At 66.9% G+C, this 12,746-nt stretch carries 15 protein-coding genes; 5 read left to right on the top strand and 10 right to left on the bottom strand.

Going from position 1 to position 12,746, the window contains the following annotated elements; translation table 11 throughout:
• Positions 1-26: 26 nt before the first annotated feature.
• Positions 27-209 carry a DUF3553 domain-containing protein gene (locus DQG15_RS01610; RefSeq protein ID WP_116082202.1) on the bottom strand — a complete coding sequence of 61 codons (183 nt, stop codon included), beginning with the start codon at positions 207-209 and terminating at the stop codon, positions 27-29.
• Positions 210-226: 17 nt separating this feature from the next.
• Between DQG15_RS01610 and DQG15_RS01615 the strand changes: the two genes are divergently transcribed.
• The 4 genes from DQG15_RS01615 (at position 227) to DQG15_RS01630 (ending at position 4,300) form a co-directional block, all read left to right on the top strand.
• Positions 227-835 (top strand): histidine phosphotransferase family protein, encoded by a 609-nt coding sequence (locus tag DQG15_RS01615; RefSeq protein ID WP_116082204.1) that lies wholly within the window; start codon positions 227-229, stop codon positions 833-835.
• Between the two features lie 70 nt (positions 836-905).
• Positions 906-1,655, top strand: a complete 750-nt coding sequence (locus DQG15_RS01620) for an RNA methyltransferase (RefSeq protein WP_116082206.1) — start codon at positions 906-908, stop codon at positions 1,653-1,655.
• 30 nt (positions 1,656-1,685) lie between these two features.
• Complete coding sequence (gene ctaA / locus DQG15_RS01625) at positions 1,686-2,834, top strand: heme A synthase (RefSeq protein WP_116082208.1); 1,149 nt, start codon at positions 1,686-1,688, stop codon at positions 2,832-2,834.
• The gene (locus tag DQG15_RS01630; protein WP_116082209.1) at positions 2,831-4,300 is read left to right on the top strand and encodes a carboxypeptidase M32; all 1,470 of its coding nucleotides are present in this window, start codon (positions 2,831-2,833) and stop codon (positions 4,298-4,300) included. Before ctaA ends, DQG15_RS01630 begins: the two co-directional genes overlap by 4 nt.
• 31 nt (positions 4,301-4,331) lie before the next feature.
• Here DQG15_RS01630 and DQG15_RS01635 read toward each other — a convergent pair whose 3' ends face one another.
• The 8 genes from DQG15_RS01635 to DQG15_RS01670 form a co-directional block, all read right to left on the bottom strand.
• Positions 4,332-5,618, bottom strand: a complete 1,287-nt coding sequence (locus DQG15_RS01635) for a branched-chain amino acid ABC transporter permease (RefSeq protein ID WP_116082211.1) — start codon at positions 5,616-5,618, stop codon at positions 4,332-4,334.
• Entirely contained in the window at positions 5,615-6,622 is a 1,008-nt protein-coding gene (locus tag DQG15_RS01640; protein ID WP_116082213.1) for a branched-chain amino acid ABC transporter permease, read from the bottom strand. Before DQG15_RS01640 ends, DQG15_RS01635 begins: the two co-directional genes overlap by 4 nt.
• Positions 6,623-6,748: 126 nt before the next feature.
• Positions 6,749-7,168: a hypothetical protein gene (locus DQG15_RS01645; protein ID WP_116082214.1), complete on the bottom strand. Its 420-nt coding sequence runs from the start codon at positions 7,166-7,168 to the stop codon at positions 6,749-6,751.
• A 214-nt stretch (positions 7,169-7,382) separates the two neighbouring features.
• Entirely contained in the window at positions 7,383-7,727 is a 345-nt protein-coding gene (locus tag DQG15_RS01650) for a hypothetical protein (RefSeq protein WP_116082216.1), read from the bottom strand.
• Complete coding sequence (locus DQG15_RS01655; protein WP_116082218.1) at positions 7,724-8,098, bottom strand: hypothetical protein; 375 nt, start codon at positions 8,096-8,098, stop codon at positions 7,724-7,726. The genes DQG15_RS01650 and DQG15_RS01655 overlap by 4 nt, the downstream gene beginning before the upstream one ends.
• A gap of 2 nt (positions 8,099-8,100) precedes the next feature.
• Positions 8,101-8,850 (bottom strand): ABC transporter ATP-binding protein, encoded by a 750-nt coding sequence (locus DQG15_RS01660; RefSeq protein WP_116082219.1) that lies wholly within the window; start codon positions 8,848-8,850, stop codon positions 8,101-8,103.
• A complete protein-coding gene (locus DQG15_RS01665) occupies positions 8,847-9,623 on the bottom strand; it encodes an ABC transporter ATP-binding protein (protein WP_116083670.1) in 777 nt (258 codons plus the stop codon). Before DQG15_RS01665 ends, DQG15_RS01660 begins: the two co-directional genes overlap by 4 nt.
• A gap of 142 nt (positions 9,624-9,765) precedes the next feature.
• Positions 9,766-10,953: an ABC transporter substrate-binding protein gene (locus DQG15_RS01670; RefSeq protein WP_116082221.1), complete on the bottom strand. Its 1,188-nt coding sequence runs from the start codon at positions 10,951-10,953 to the stop codon at positions 9,766-9,768.
• A gap of 191 nt (positions 10,954-11,144) precedes the next feature.
• Between DQG15_RS01670 and DQG15_RS01675 the strand changes: the two genes are divergently transcribed.
• Positions 11,145-11,558: a hypothetical protein gene (locus DQG15_RS01675; protein WP_116082222.1), complete on the top strand. Its 414-nt coding sequence runs from the start codon at positions 11,145-11,147 to the stop codon at positions 11,556-11,558.
• A 3-nt stretch (positions 11,559-11,561) separates the two neighbouring features.
• Here the strand turns inward: DQG15_RS01675 and DQG15_RS01680 are convergent, their stop codons facing one another.
• The gene (locus DQG15_RS01680; RefSeq protein WP_198665084.1) at positions 11,562-12,554 is read right to left on the bottom strand and encodes a GlxA family transcriptional regulator; all 993 of its coding nucleotides are present in this window, start codon (positions 12,552-12,554) and stop codon (positions 11,562-11,564) included.
• Between the last annotated feature and the right edge of the window lie 192 nt (positions 12,555-12,746).

The following is a 12,746-nucleotide window of genomic DNA, read 5'->3' on the forward strand; positions in this document are numbered from 1 at the left end:
GGCGATCATCCTCCGGGGGCCCCGTCCTACTCCCAGACGGGCACCAGGGAGACGAGCCTGCCATCGATGACAACCTTCCCGATCTGCTCGAAATTTACCGTGATCCTGTGGCCGATGCGGGATTGCACCTGCCCGAGCCCCCAATCCGGCTCGCTTGGATTGGTCACGAACATGCCGGGTTCGAAGATGTCGAGAAGATCGCTGCTCATGCCGGAGGAGATGGCGCATGTCTGACGCGAATCCAGAGGCGACGCGGCTCGCTGGCCTGATCGGCTCCCGCCTCTGCCACGATCTGATTTCTCCCGTGGGGGCCATCGCCAACGGCATGGAGCTTTTCACCATGGAGAATGAGGCGACCGCGGAGATCGACCTGATCACCGCCTCCGTCGCCAGCGCGGAGGCACGGCTCAGGTTCTTCCGCATCGCCTTCGGTCCAACCCATGCCGGCGGGCCTGCGCTCGGGGCCGGGGAGGCGGCGGCGATCCTCGGCGGGATGTGGAACGGCGGGCGGTTCTGCGTCCGCTGGCAGATCCGCGATCCGCTGCTGCGGCCCATGGCGCGCCTCGTCTTTCTCATGCTGCTGTGCGTCGAGACCGCGTTTCCCGTCGGCGGAACCGCAACCGTCGAGCCCACCAGAAGCGGGTATCGACTGACCGCAGCGGGAAAACGGGTCACCATGGAGCGCGAGAGCTGGTCCCTTCTGGACGGCGCGCCGATGCCGCCGGACCTCGGAGCGGACCGGGTGCAGTTTCCGATGGCCGCGGCCGCGCTTGCCGAAACGAGGCGCGCCGCGAAGACGGAGGCGACGGACACTTCGCTCACGATCCTGCTCTGACGGCGCACGGGCTTGCCGGCCGGGCGTCTGCAGCCTATCCCTCCCGCGCCTTGCCCGCCGGAGCTCCGTCATGACCGACACGCCGTCACAGCCCATCTTCGTCCTCGTCCGCCCGCAGATGGGCGAGAATATCGGCGGCGCCGCGCGGGCGATGTGGAACTTCGGGCTCGACCGCATGCGCCTCGTCGATCCAAGGGACGGCTGGCCCAACTCGCGTGCCGTGGCGCTCGCCTCGGGCGCTGGCCGCCTGCTCGACGAGGCCGGCCTCTACGACGATCTTCCCGGCGCCATCGCGGACCGGACCCATGTCTTCGCGACGACCGCGCGGGGACGGGACCTGTCCAAACCGGTCCTGACACCCGAGGCCGCGATGACCGAGGCGCGGCGCCTGACGGGCGAGGGGGCCAGGGTCGCCTTTCTCTTCGGTCCTGAACGAGCGGGCCTCGAGAACGCGGATGTCTCGCGCGCAAGCCATATCGTGACCGTGCCGGTGAACCCCGAGTTCTTCTCGCTGAACCTTGCTCAATGCGTGCTTCTCATGGCCTACGAATGGCGACGGCAAACCGGCGAGACGCCCGCGATCGACACTCCGGACCGCGCCGAAGGGGTCGATGTCGAGCGGCTCGGGGATCATTTCGAGGAGAAGCTCGATGGTGCCGGCTTCTTCTTTCCGCCGGCCAAGGCGCCGCATATGAAGATGAACCTGCGAAACATGCTCTCGCGCCTGGCATTGACCAAAGGGGACGTTCAGCTGTTCCACGGGATGCTGCGTCAACTGGCCCGGCGGCGCGGCATTGATGAAGATGGCGGCGCGGAATAGCTCTGGGCGGATGAGAAGCGGGGGGCCGGTATGGCTGTAAAGCGTAGCATCTTCGAAGAAGTCGGTCGGAAGGACGAGGTTGCGGCGACCGCGCCCGGCTCGCTCATCGACCGCGCCCGACCCGGCGCGCCGCGCGGGATCCGGATCTGGCTGCTCCTCCTGTTCCTGCTCGTGACGCTGATGATCACCATCGGCGGGATGACCAGACTGACCGATTCAGGTCTCTCGATCACCGAATGGAAGCCCGTTACGGGCGCGATTCCTCCCATGAATACAGAGGATTGGGAGGCAGAGTTCGAGCTCTACCGACAAATCCCGCAATACGAGCTGATGAACGAGGGAATGACCCTCTCCGAGTTCAAGTCGATCTACTGGTGGGAGTGGGGTCACCGGCAGCTCGGGCGGCTTATCGGTCTCGTCTGGGCGCTCGGCTTCTTCGGTTTCCTTCTGACGCGGAACATCCCTCCGGGCTGGACCGGACGCCTCATCGGGATCGGCGCCCTCGGCGGTCTGCAGGGCGCCATCGGCTGGTGGATGGTGTCCTCCGGGCTTGGCGGAGAGGCGCTGAGCGTTGCGTCCTACCGGCTGGCGGTCCATCTCGGCCTCGCCTTCGGCATCCTCGGCACGATCGCCTGGTTCGTCCTGCGGCTCGGGCGGCGGAGGACGGACCTGTTGCAGGCGCGCCGTGCACGCGAGCGCAAGCTCTGGGGCATGTCCACCGGCCTGATGCACCTCGCTTTCGTACAAATCCTGATCGGCGCCCTCGTCGCGGGAATCGATGCGGGCCGGACCTATACCAACTGGCCGCTGATGGCCGGCGGATTCTTCCCGCCATATCCCTTGGATCTCGAACCGGTCTGGCGGAATTTCCTCGAGAATCCCGGCCTCGTGCAGTTCATCCATCGCATGGTCGGCTATCTCGTCGCCGCCTTCGCCGTGGTGGTCTGGCTCCGGGCCCGCCGATCTCCGCACCCCAGGACCCGCGGAGCCGGAGGGCTGATGGCCGGCGTCATGGCGCTGCAGGTGCTCCTCGGCATTCTCACCGTGATCTACGGCGCGCCGTGGCAGCTGGCGATCCTGCACCAGCTTTGCGCTGTCGCCTTCTTCGTTTCGATCCTGCGGCTGCGGTTCCTCGCGGGCTATCCGGCGGCAACCTCGCTCCGGGGCGCGCCGGCATGAGCTATGACGCGATGATGGCGTTCGTCCGGGAGACCCGAGCACTCTCCGAGGTGCAGGGACGACTGGGGTGGGATCAGGAAACCATGATGCCGCGGGGCGCCGCGGCGCAGCGCGCGGAGGAAATGGCAGCGATGGAGTCCGTCCTCCACGCCCGTCGCAGCGATCCCCGGCTGGCGGACTGGCTGGCAGAGGCGGTCCCCGAGGACGACGTACAGGAGGCGCAGATCAGGCAGATCCGGCGCGACTTGGACCAAGCGACGAAGGTCCCCGCGGCCCTCTCCGCAGAGCTCGCGCGTGTCACGTCGCTCTCCCAGGGCATCTGGGCGGAAGCGCGGGATTCCAACGATTTCAATGCCTTCGCGCCAACTCTTGAGAAAGTTGTGGCCCTGCGCCGGGAGGAGGCCGAGGCGCTCGCAGATGGCGGCGATCCCTACGACGCGCTGCTCGATCTCTACGAGCCGGGCGCCACGGCAGGGCAGCTGGACGAGATGTTCGGCGCGCTCAGGCCGCGGCTCGTCGCGCTGAGGGACAGGATCATCGGATCGGAGAGGCGGGCGCCGGTGATGGAGTGCGGCGTTCCCGAGGACGTCCAGATGACGCTGACCGCCGAGGCTGCGGCGGCCTTCGGCTACGACATGACGCGCGGGCGGATTGACCGGTCCGTGCACCCGTTCAGTTCGGGCTCCGGTCTCGACGTCCGGATCACCACCCGGATCAGTCCGGATGCGCCGCTCGAGTCGATCTACTCGACGATCCACGAGGTCGGCCACGCCGCCTATGAACAGCAGGTCGATCCCGCCTACCTCCTGACCCCGCTCGGCGGCGGTGCCTCCATGGGCGTTCACGAGAGCCAGAGCCGTCTTTGCGAAAACCAGCTCGGTCGCTCGGCGGCCTTCACGTCCTGGCTATTCGGACGTCTGGAGGACCTGTCCGGCACGGGCGGCCTTGCAGATGCCCGGGCGTTCTACGCCGCCGCGAACCGCGTGGCGCCGGGGCATATCCGCACCGAGGCGGACGAGGTTCACTACAACCTCCATATCCTGATGCGCTTCGACCTGGAGCGGGAGTTGATCGCGGGGCGGCTCGCCGTCACCGATCTGCCCGAGGCGTGGAATTCCCGCTTCGCCCGCGATTTCGGTCTGGAGGTCCACTCGGATGCGCAGGGCGTCCTGCAGGACGTTCACTGGTCCCTCGGGCTCTTCGGCTATTTCCCGACCTACACACTCGGCAACGTCTATGCCGGATGCCTTCACGCTGCGATGCGACGTGATCTGCCGGATCTCGACGAGGCGCTCGCCGCGGGCAGCGCGGCTCCGGCGACGGAGTGGCTGGCCGAGAAGGTGCGGCGCCATGGCGGGCTTTATGCGCCGCGGGACCTGATCGAGCGCGCGACGGGCGCACTGGTCAGCGAGGAGCCGCTCCTCGCCTATCTCGAAGAGAAGTTCGGCGCGCTCTACGGGGTCTGACCGCGACGGGGCGCCAGGGGCGCCCCGATTGCTATTTCTCCGGTACGAGACCGCGCGGGCTGAACCGCAAGACGAGCAGCAGAACCACCCCCATCAGCAGCACCCGCGTGTACTGCACACTGTCCATCAGGTGCAGCCGGAGCGGGGAGGTTTCGGGCAGGGGGGAGGTCAGCACGGACATCATGAAAGCGCCCATCGGCTCGACCTGCGTCCAGAGCCACCAGACGAGGAACCCGCCGAGGACAGCGCCCCAGTTGTTTCCGGACCCGCCGACGATCACCATGACCCAGATCAGGAAGGTGTAACGCAGTGGCTGGTAGGTGCCCGGGGTAAGCTGGCCGTCGAGCGTCGTCATCATGGCGCCGGCGAGACCGCAGATCGCCGAGCCGATGACGAAGACCTGCAGATGACGGCGCACGACGTTCTTGCCCATCGCCTCGGCGGCGGTCTCGTTGTCCCGGATCGCGCGCATCATGCGGCCCCAGGGGGAGGCGAGGGCGGCCTGCGACAGCCAGAGCACGAGCGCGAGAACGACGAGGAAGAGCGCGGTATAGGCAAGCTTGACCGCGATGGACGAGGCCGTGACGGGATCGAGCGAGCCGATGCGGGCGAGGAAGTCCGGATCCTGCTGCAGATCAACCTCGAAGGGCACCGGACGGGGCAGGCCGGAGACATTCTTCACGCCGCGGGCGAGCCAGTCCTCGTTCTTCAGAACCGCGATGATGATCTCGGCGATGCCGAGCGTCGCGATGGCGAGGTAGTCCGACCGCAGGCCAAGGGCCGTCTTGCCGATGAGCCAGGCCGCACCGGCGGCGATCAGCGCGCCCACGGGCCAGGCCAGGAGAATTGGAAGACCGAGGCCGCCGAGATAGCCGGTGGCTGCGGGATTCACCGCCTCGATCGCGTCCCGCGCGGGGTCGAAGATCGCGCGGTAGACGTAGAAGCCCACGACGAGGATCGCCAACGTGACCAGCGTGCGGACCCATCCGCGGCTCATCCGCGTCCATGCCAGGACCGCCGCGACGAGGACGGCCGCACCGACGGCCAAAGCGGCGAGGATGCGCACGCCGCCCGCGCTCCACGCGTCCGGAACGGGCGGCATGCCGACGAGCACCGCGCCAAGGCCGCCGAGCGCGACGAAGCCCATCACGCCGACGTTGAAGAGGCCGGCGTAGCCCCACTGGATGTTCACCCCGAGCGCCATGATCGCCGAGACGAGGCCCATGTTGAAGATCGTGAGCGCCAGGGACCAGCTCTGCAGAACCCCGGTGGCGATGTAGAGCAGCGCGACCAGCGCGAAGAGAAGACCCGCCCTCATGCCGATTTCCCCCGGAAAAGGCCCGTCGGCCGAAAGATCAGAACAGTGACGAGGATCGCGAAGCTGACCGCGAACTTGTACTCGGTCGCGAGCAGCTGGAGAAGACCGTCCGGCTGCCAGGAGGGCAGGAGATACTCCTGCACCTTGAGCCAGGCATAGGTCAGCGTGACCTCAGAGAACGCGATGACGAAGCCCCCGGCGATGGCGCCTATGGGCGATCCGAGGCCACCGACGATGGCGGCGGCGAAGATCGGCAGGAGCAGCTGGAAATAGGTGAATGGCATGAAGGACTTGTCGAGCCCGTAGAGAACGCCGGCGATGGTCGCGAGAGTGCCGGCAAGGGCCCATGCGATGATGACGACACGCTCGGGCGAAATGCCGGAGAGGAGCGCGAGGTCTTCGTTATCCGAATAGGCCCGCATGGAGGTGCCGGTCCGCGTCTTCGTCAGGAACCAGAAGAGTGCGGCGACGGTGACGATCGCGGTGACGAGGGTGATGACCTGGCTCACCCTCAACGCCAGGCCTTCCTCCAAGCCGGTCGCGTCTCGGAAGTCCCGCGCGGAGATCACGAAGCGGGCGCCGTCGGCAAAGACCTGATTGTCCGTGCCGATGAAGATCCGGACGACGCCGTTGAGGATGAACATCACGCCGATCGAGACGATGACGAGGATCACCGGCGCCGCGCGCTGCTTGCGGTAGAAACGGTAGACGACGCGGTCGGTGGCCAGGAGAAGCAGGACCGTGGCGACGATGCCGACGGGCATGGCCAGAAGCGCCGTCGGCAGGGGGCCGAGCGAAACGCCAACGGACTGGAGCCACCATGTCACCCCGATGGTGACCATGGTGCCGAACGCCATCGTGTCCCCGTGGGCGAAGTTGGAGAAGCGGAGGATGCCGTAGATCAGCGTCACCCCGAGCGCCCCGAGCGCGAGCTGCGCTCCGTAGGCCGCGCCCGGTATGAGCACGAAATTGGTCAGCGCGACCAGCGCGTTCACAAGATCCATGTCGCTCCCTTGTCCCCCCGGCGCCGTCTCCGCCGGTCCCGCCGCTTCGTGTACGGCTTTCAGCGTTCTTGCGCAGGCCCGCGCACGACGTCAAGGCGCGCGGGTGTGGGAGCGATGCATCAGGTGTCAGCCGCGCAGGATCTCCGAGAGAAGCTGGGCATGGCCGGTGCACCGGCCCGGGCGATTGTCGGTGATCAGCGTCTCTTCGGCCGCATCGTCTCCCCAGCGTCGCAGAAGCAGTGCGCGGCCGGACGCGGAGAGGGACATCGTCAGGCGCATGTTGCGGGGCCCCTTCGCGCGGATCACCATGTCCGGGGTCTTCGTTGCGGCCAGTTGCTGTGCGCGGCCGCGGACGCGCGTGCCGTCCGGCAGGGCGATGTGGAGCGTGGGCGTCAGGGACTGGCTCCAGCGGGCGGTGGAGGCTTCCACACTCACCATGACGGGCGCCATCTCGGGATGGGTGCCCGGAAAGACGCAGCGGGCCTCGAGGCCGTCGCTCATGGTGAAGGGAGACAGGAAAAAGGCGAGGAAAGTCGAAAGGATCATGGCCGTTCTACCCCTTGCTGCACCGCCGGTTCATCCGGCCCGGTGTCATAGGGAGAGTATTGCCGCCAACGTCCAAAGATGTGCTTAACAGCGTGCGCCGCACCTCCCGCCGCGCAGGGATATTGCGAAACAGGTCATCATTTGCGCAATTTCGGCCGCGAACGGGGCCTCAGGCGACAGATCGAGAACGACACCACCCTCGCGCGGGCGACGATCAGCGGTCGCAGCGACCGGTATAATCGGTCACGGTGCGCGCTCCATCGCGGGTCGTGATGCGGCGAAAGAGGAGCATACCGTTCGCCTCCACCCGAGCCTCGGCGCCGCCGGCACTGGCCACGATGGCGCCACCCTGACGTGAGACACTGGCGGGCAGCGTGTCGCCGCCAACGTTGATCGCGGGAGAAGCGCCGTCCCACCCCGCAACGGTAAACCCGCGCGCATCAGGCTGCCCGCATCCCTCGCCGGCCACGCAGGCGCGGCTCAGCGTGCAGGAGATATCCTCCGCGGCGACGGGGAGGGCGGCCATCATCAGAAACAGGGCTGCAACAAGACGGGTCACGGGTCCACCTTCCGGCAGTTGAGGGCGGTCTGCGTCGAATAAAGTCGACCGTATCCATAATAGACGACCGAGTAACTGGCCATGAGATTCTCGGCGATCGTCAGGCGCTGCTGGCTTTCGGGCCGGGCATCCGAGGTGAAGATGCGCAGGCCTTCCTTGACGGTTTCAGTGGCCGGAAAGCGGGAGGTGTCGACGAACCAGAACTCGTGGCCGTCTTCGGTCTGCCGCAGGCTGAACGGGTCGGCCGATTCGCGGCACGTGAGGTCGTCGTTGCAGGATCCGATGGTGGTACAGTCGAGATCGAGCGCCTGCAGCGGACCGGACGGGGTGGCCAAACCGAACAGGACACAGACGAACGCGGCGCGAACCATGACTACCCTCCGAGGAAACTCCGCCTGACCACGGGATCGGACAGCAGTTCGGCGCCCGTACCGGTATGGGCATTGGCGCCCTGAACGAGAACGTAGCCCACATCGGCGATCTCGAGAGCCTGCCGCGCGTTCTGCTCGACCATGAGGATCGAGATGCCGGTGCGGGCGACCTCGATGATCCGGTCGAAGAGCTCGTCCATCACGATGGGGGAGACGCCGGCCGTGGGCTCGTCGAGCATCAGGACATCGGGACGCGTCATCAGCGCGCGTCCGACCGCCACCTGCTGCCGCTGCCCGCCGGACAGTTCCCCGGCGGCCTGCCGGCGCTTGTCCTTGAGGATGGGAAAGAGGTCGAAGATCTGGGCCTTGGTCTCCGAGATATCGTCCCGGCGAAGGAAGGCGCCCATGTCCAGGTTCTCCTCGACCGACAGCGAGGGGAAGATGTTCCGCACCTGCGGAACAAAGGCCATGCCCTGTGCCACGCGGGCCTGCGGGGAGAGGGCGGTGATATCCGTCCCGCCGAGACGCACGGAGCCTTCGCGGATGTTCAGCATGCCGAAGACGGCCTTCATCGCGGTCGACTTGCCGGCGCCGTTTGGGCCGACGATCACGGCGATCTTTCCGCGCTCCACGGCGATGGTGCAGCCGTGCAGGATATCGGCCCCGCGGCCATAGCCGCCGGTCATGCCTTCCCCGATGAGAACGGGATCCTGCGCCACCTCCGCGACCTGTGCCTCTGCCGTCCTGCTCATGCCGCACCCTTGTTCTTGAGACCGGTGCCGAGGTAGGCCTCGATCACCTGCTCGTTGGCCATGACCTCCTCGGCGCTTCCCTCGGCAAGGACATGCCCCTCGGCCATGACGATGACGGGGTCGCACAGCCGGCCGATGAAATCCATGTCGTGCTCGATCAGGCAGAAGGTGTAGCCGCGCTCCTCGTTGAGGCGCACGATGGCGTCCCCGATCGTACCCAGAAGCGTCCGGTTCACCCCCGCGCCGACCTCGTCGAGAAAGACCACGCGCGCGTCGACCATCATCGTCCGCCCCAGTTCCAGAAGCTTCTTCTGGCCACCGGAGAGGTTGCCGGCCCGCTCGTCCGCGAGGTGGGAGATGGTCAGGAAATCGAGCACCTCGTCCGCCTTGTCGCGAAGCGCGGCCTCCTCGGCGGCGATCTGATTGCGGGAGAACCACGTGTTCCAGAGGGTCTCACCGGTCTGACCGGCAGGCACCATCATCAGGTTCTCGCGCACGGTCATCGAGTGAAATTCATGGGCAATCTGGAAGGTGCGCAGAAGGCCTCTGTCGAACAGCTCGTGCGGCTTGAGGCCGGTGATCTCCTCGCCCTCCATCAGGACCTGTCCGGAGGTCGGTGGCAGTACCCCGGCGATCACGTTGAAGAGGGTCGACTTGCCGGCGCCGTTCGGGCCGATCAGTCCGGTGATCGTGCCCTTGCGGATCGACAGGGAGGCGCCGTCGACGGCGTGAAAGCCTCCGAAATGGCGGTGGAGGTCCCTGACCTCGATCATCGGCCGGTCGGTCTTGGATGACATCTCTCGGGCGCCCCTTGCGGCTTGCGTCTGCGGACGGTGTCTTGCCCCGCCGCGTGCGTGCCGTCCAGTGGGAAGGGGGCGGCGTGTGGCGGCCGCCCCCGTCCGTTTCAGATGCAGATCAGCGGTAGCCGACCGTGGTGAGCTCGCCGCCTTCGACGATCAGCTCCTCGAAGTTGCCGGCGCTCTCGCCGCCCTCGATCAGCTCCACCGCGGTGGCGCCGACGTAGTCGATCTCCTCGCCGGCGGCGAGAAGCTCCATCGCGCGGCCGAGATCGCCCGGGTAGATCATTTCACCCGGCGCGTTCGCGATGTTCTCGATCTCGCCCTTGTAATCGGCGGGATCGCTGGAGCCGGCGGCCTGCATCGCGAGCAGGATCAGCGCGGCGGCGTCGTAGCTCTCGCCGGCATAGGTCGAAGTGCCGTCGAATGCATCGCCCACGAGTTCCACGAACTGCTCACCGCCGGGGCTGTCATTGCCGGCGCGCTGGCCGCGGGAGCCTTCGATCTCGTCGCCGAACTGGTCGGTGAGCGAATCGCCGATCATCCCGTCGGGGAAGTGGAACGTGTCGAAGGCGCCCTGGTCGAGCGCGGCGCGGACGATGCCGGCGCCGCCCTGGTCAACGTAGCCCGCAACGACGAGCGCATCGCCGCCCGCGGCGGCCAGCGTCCCGATCTCGGCGGAGTAGTCACCCTTGCCGTCCTCGTGGGGGGCGGAGGTGCTCACGGTGCCGCCGGCGGCCTCGTAGGCGGCCTGGAAGCTGTCGGCGAGACCCTTGCCGTAATCGTTGTTGGTGTAGGTCAGCGCGACGGTGGAGATATCGTTCTCCATTAGGATGTCGGACATGATCTGACCCTGACGCGCGTCGGAGGGCGCGGTCCGGAAGAACAGGCCGTCATCCTCGGTGTCGGACAGGGCCGGCGACGTGGCCGAGGGGGAGATCATCACCATGCCGTTCGGCACCGCGACGTTCGAGAGCACAGCGCCAGTGACGCCGGAGCAGTCCGCCCCGACGAGGCCGGAGATGCCGTCCGAGGTGATCATGCGCTCGGCTGCGGCCGTGGCGGCGGCACTGTCGATGCAGGTGGAATCGGCGCGCACGGGGGTGACGGTGGCGCCGTCCATGAAGGTGCCGGCCTCGGTCACTTCCGACATGGCAAGCTCGGCGCCGGCCGCCATGTTCGGCGTCAGCGATTCGATGGGCCCGGTGAAGCCGAAGAGGATGCCGAGCTTGACCTCGTTGTCCTGGGCGGCGGCGGCGCCGGCGAAGGCGAGGCTCGCGATGGCCGTGGTCATCAGAAGACGCATGATGGTTTCTCTCCCTGGTCTTGCGTTATTCCGCCACAGCCTAACCGATTGATCGAGGATGGGAAGTCCCGTGCTGGGGCAGAGTACCGGGAGACCGTTCGACGTCTCGTCCGGGCCCTTCGGCGAATCGTCTATCAAGGCGCAGGAGCTCCGTGGCAGTCTTGGGGGAGTGTCCTACGGGGGAATCCGACATGACCCGAGCATTCCTGATCGCCGGTGCCTGTGCCGTCCCGCTTGCGGCCGCCGCCGAGGAGCCCGGCGTCTTCGCGGATCACGCGGCCTATGCCGCCTTCGTCGAGGCGGCCATCGCGACGCGGGATTTCGAGGGCCTCACGCGGCGGCTCGACGGGGCAGACGATTACGCGCCGGGCCAGCTCGAGGAGGCGGTTGCCCAGCTTCGGGCGAGCTTTCCGGAGGACTTCACGGGAATGTCGCTCCTGAAGACCGAAGAGATGGAAGGCGGGTTCGTCCAGGAGGCGCGGGCCTTCTGGACCGACGAGAGCTACGCCTTCTTCTACGCGCTGCTGCACCGGAAGGAGGACGGGCTCGTCGTCGTCAGCTTTGCGCTCAACAGCGTACCGGACACAATCCTGTCGAAGTTCTGAGGGCTACTCGGTCCCGCTTCGGCTCGACCGGGCGCCGCGCTCGCGATAGGGCGTCGTCTGGTATTGCGCGCGGTAGCACTTGGAAAAGTGCGACGGCGAGGTAAAGCCGCAGACGAGGGCCACGTTGATCACGCTCATGTCAGTCTGCATGAGCAGGTTCCGCGCCTTCTGAAGCCGCAGCTCCATGTAATAGCGCTTCGGGGATCGGCCGAGGTAGCGCCGGAACAGGCGCTCTAGCTGACGCGTGGACAGGCCCGCATCCTTGGCCAGACGGGCTGGCGAGATCGGCTCCTCGAGATTGCTCTCCATGACCTGGATGACGACCGCGAGCTTGGGATGCCGCACGCCGATACGCGTGGGCACGGACAGGCGCTGTGTGTCCTGATCGGTGCGGATCGAGGAGTAGATCAACTGATCCGCCACGGCGCCCGCGATCGCCTCCCCGTGATCGTCGGCAATGACTTTCAGCATCAGATCGAGAGAGGAGGTCCCGCCGGCGCTGGTCATCCGCGGCCCGTCCACGGTGAAGACCGCCTTGGTCAGCGTGACCTCCTCGAAGGCCTCGGCGAAACTGTCCTGGTTTTCCCAGTGGATCGTCGCGCGTCTGCCGTCGAGCAGCCCCGCATCGGCCAGAAGATGCGCGCCCGTGCAGAGCCCGCCAAGCGCTGCGCCGCGCCGCGCCTCTCGGCGGATCCAGTTGAGGAGCTTCCGGTTCGTGTGATCCTGCACGTTGGCGCCGCTGCATACGAGGATCGTGTCGTCCCGCATCAGTTCCGCCAGATCGCCGTTCACCGAGATCTCCGCGCCGTTGGAGCAGGCGACGGGCGCGCCGTCCTCGGACACCGTGATCCACTTGTAGAGCCGCTCTCCGGTGATCCTGTTGGCCAGACGCAGGGGCTCGATGGCGCAGGCGAACGACAGCAGCGTGAAATCCGGGACCAGAAGAAAGACGAACCGGCGCGTGCCGCCTCCGGGCCCGGGGGCCGGATCCCTCATCGAACGGGGGGAGGAGGCGGTGGTACCTTTGTCCATCGCGGTCTCATTTCTCTGTCGCGCTTCGCAACCGCTCTCACCAAAATCAGCCTTCCGCAAGAGCATCCACGTCACTCCGGTGCACCGCAGCGCCAGAACGAGTGGGATTCGGCGTTGGATTGACGCTCCGTGCCGCCTATAAGGACGCCCACCCCG

It is taken from the genome of Tropicimonas sp. IMCC34011 (assembly GCF_003390865.1).
In the GTDB taxonomy this organism is placed as follows: domain Bacteria; phylum Pseudomonadota; class Alphaproteobacteria; order Rhodobacterales; family Rhodobacteraceae; genus Tropicimonas_B.

Coding starts and splice junctions, on each gene's coding strand:
- DQG15_RS01680 (WP_198665084.1), bottom strand. CDS start 12,554: ATGAGGGATCCGGCCCCCGGGCCCGGAGGCGGCACGCGCCGGTTCGTC.
- DQG15_RS01635 (WP_116082211.1), bottom strand. CDS start 5,618: ATGAGGGCGGGTCTTCTCTTCGCGCTGGTCGCGCTGCTCTACATCGCC.
- DQG15_RS01645 (WP_116082214.1), bottom strand. CDS start 7,168: ATGATCCTTTCGACTTTCCTCGCCTTTTTCCTGTCTCCCTTCACCATG.
- DQG15_RS01610 (WP_116082202.1), bottom strand. CDS start 209: ATGAGCAGCGATCTTCTCGACATCTTCGAACCCGGCATGTTCGTGACC.
- DQG15_RS01660 (WP_116082219.1), bottom strand. CDS start 8,850: ATGAGCAGGACGGCAGAGGCACAGGTCGCGGAGGTGGCGCAGGATCCC.
- DQG15_RS01670 (WP_116082221.1), bottom strand. CDS start 10,953: ATGCGTCTTCTGATGACCACGGCCATCGCGAGCCTCGCCTTCGCCGGC.
- DQG15_RS01665 (WP_116083670.1), bottom strand. CDS start 9,623: ATGATCGAGGTCAGGGACCTCCACCGCCATTTCGGAGGCTTTCACGCC.
- DQG15_RS01615 (WP_116082204.1), top strand. CDS start 227: ATGTCTGACGCGAATCCAGAGGCGACGCGGCTCGCTGGCCTGATCGGC.
- DQG15_RS01630 (WP_116082209.1), top strand. CDS start 2,831: ATGAGCTATGACGCGATGATGGCGTTCGTCCGGGAGACCCGAGCACTC.
- DQG15_RS01675 (WP_116082222.1), top strand. CDS start 11,145: ATGACCCGAGCATTCCTGATCGCCGGTGCCTGTGCCGTCCCGCTTGCG.
- ctaA (WP_116082208.1), top strand. CDS start 1,686: ATGGCTGTAAAGCGTAGCATCTTCGAAGAAGTCGGTCGGAAGGACGAG.
- DQG15_RS01640 (WP_116082213.1), bottom strand. CDS start 6,622: ATGGATCTTGTGAACGCGCTGGTCGCGCTGACCAATTTCGTGCTCATA.
- DQG15_RS01620 (WP_116082206.1), top strand. CDS start 906: ATGACCGACACGCCGTCACAGCCCATCTTCGTCCTCGTCCGCCCGCAG.
- DQG15_RS01655 (WP_116082218.1), bottom strand. CDS start 8,098: ATGGTTCGCGCCGCGTTCGTCTGTGTCCTGTTCGGTTTGGCCACCCCG.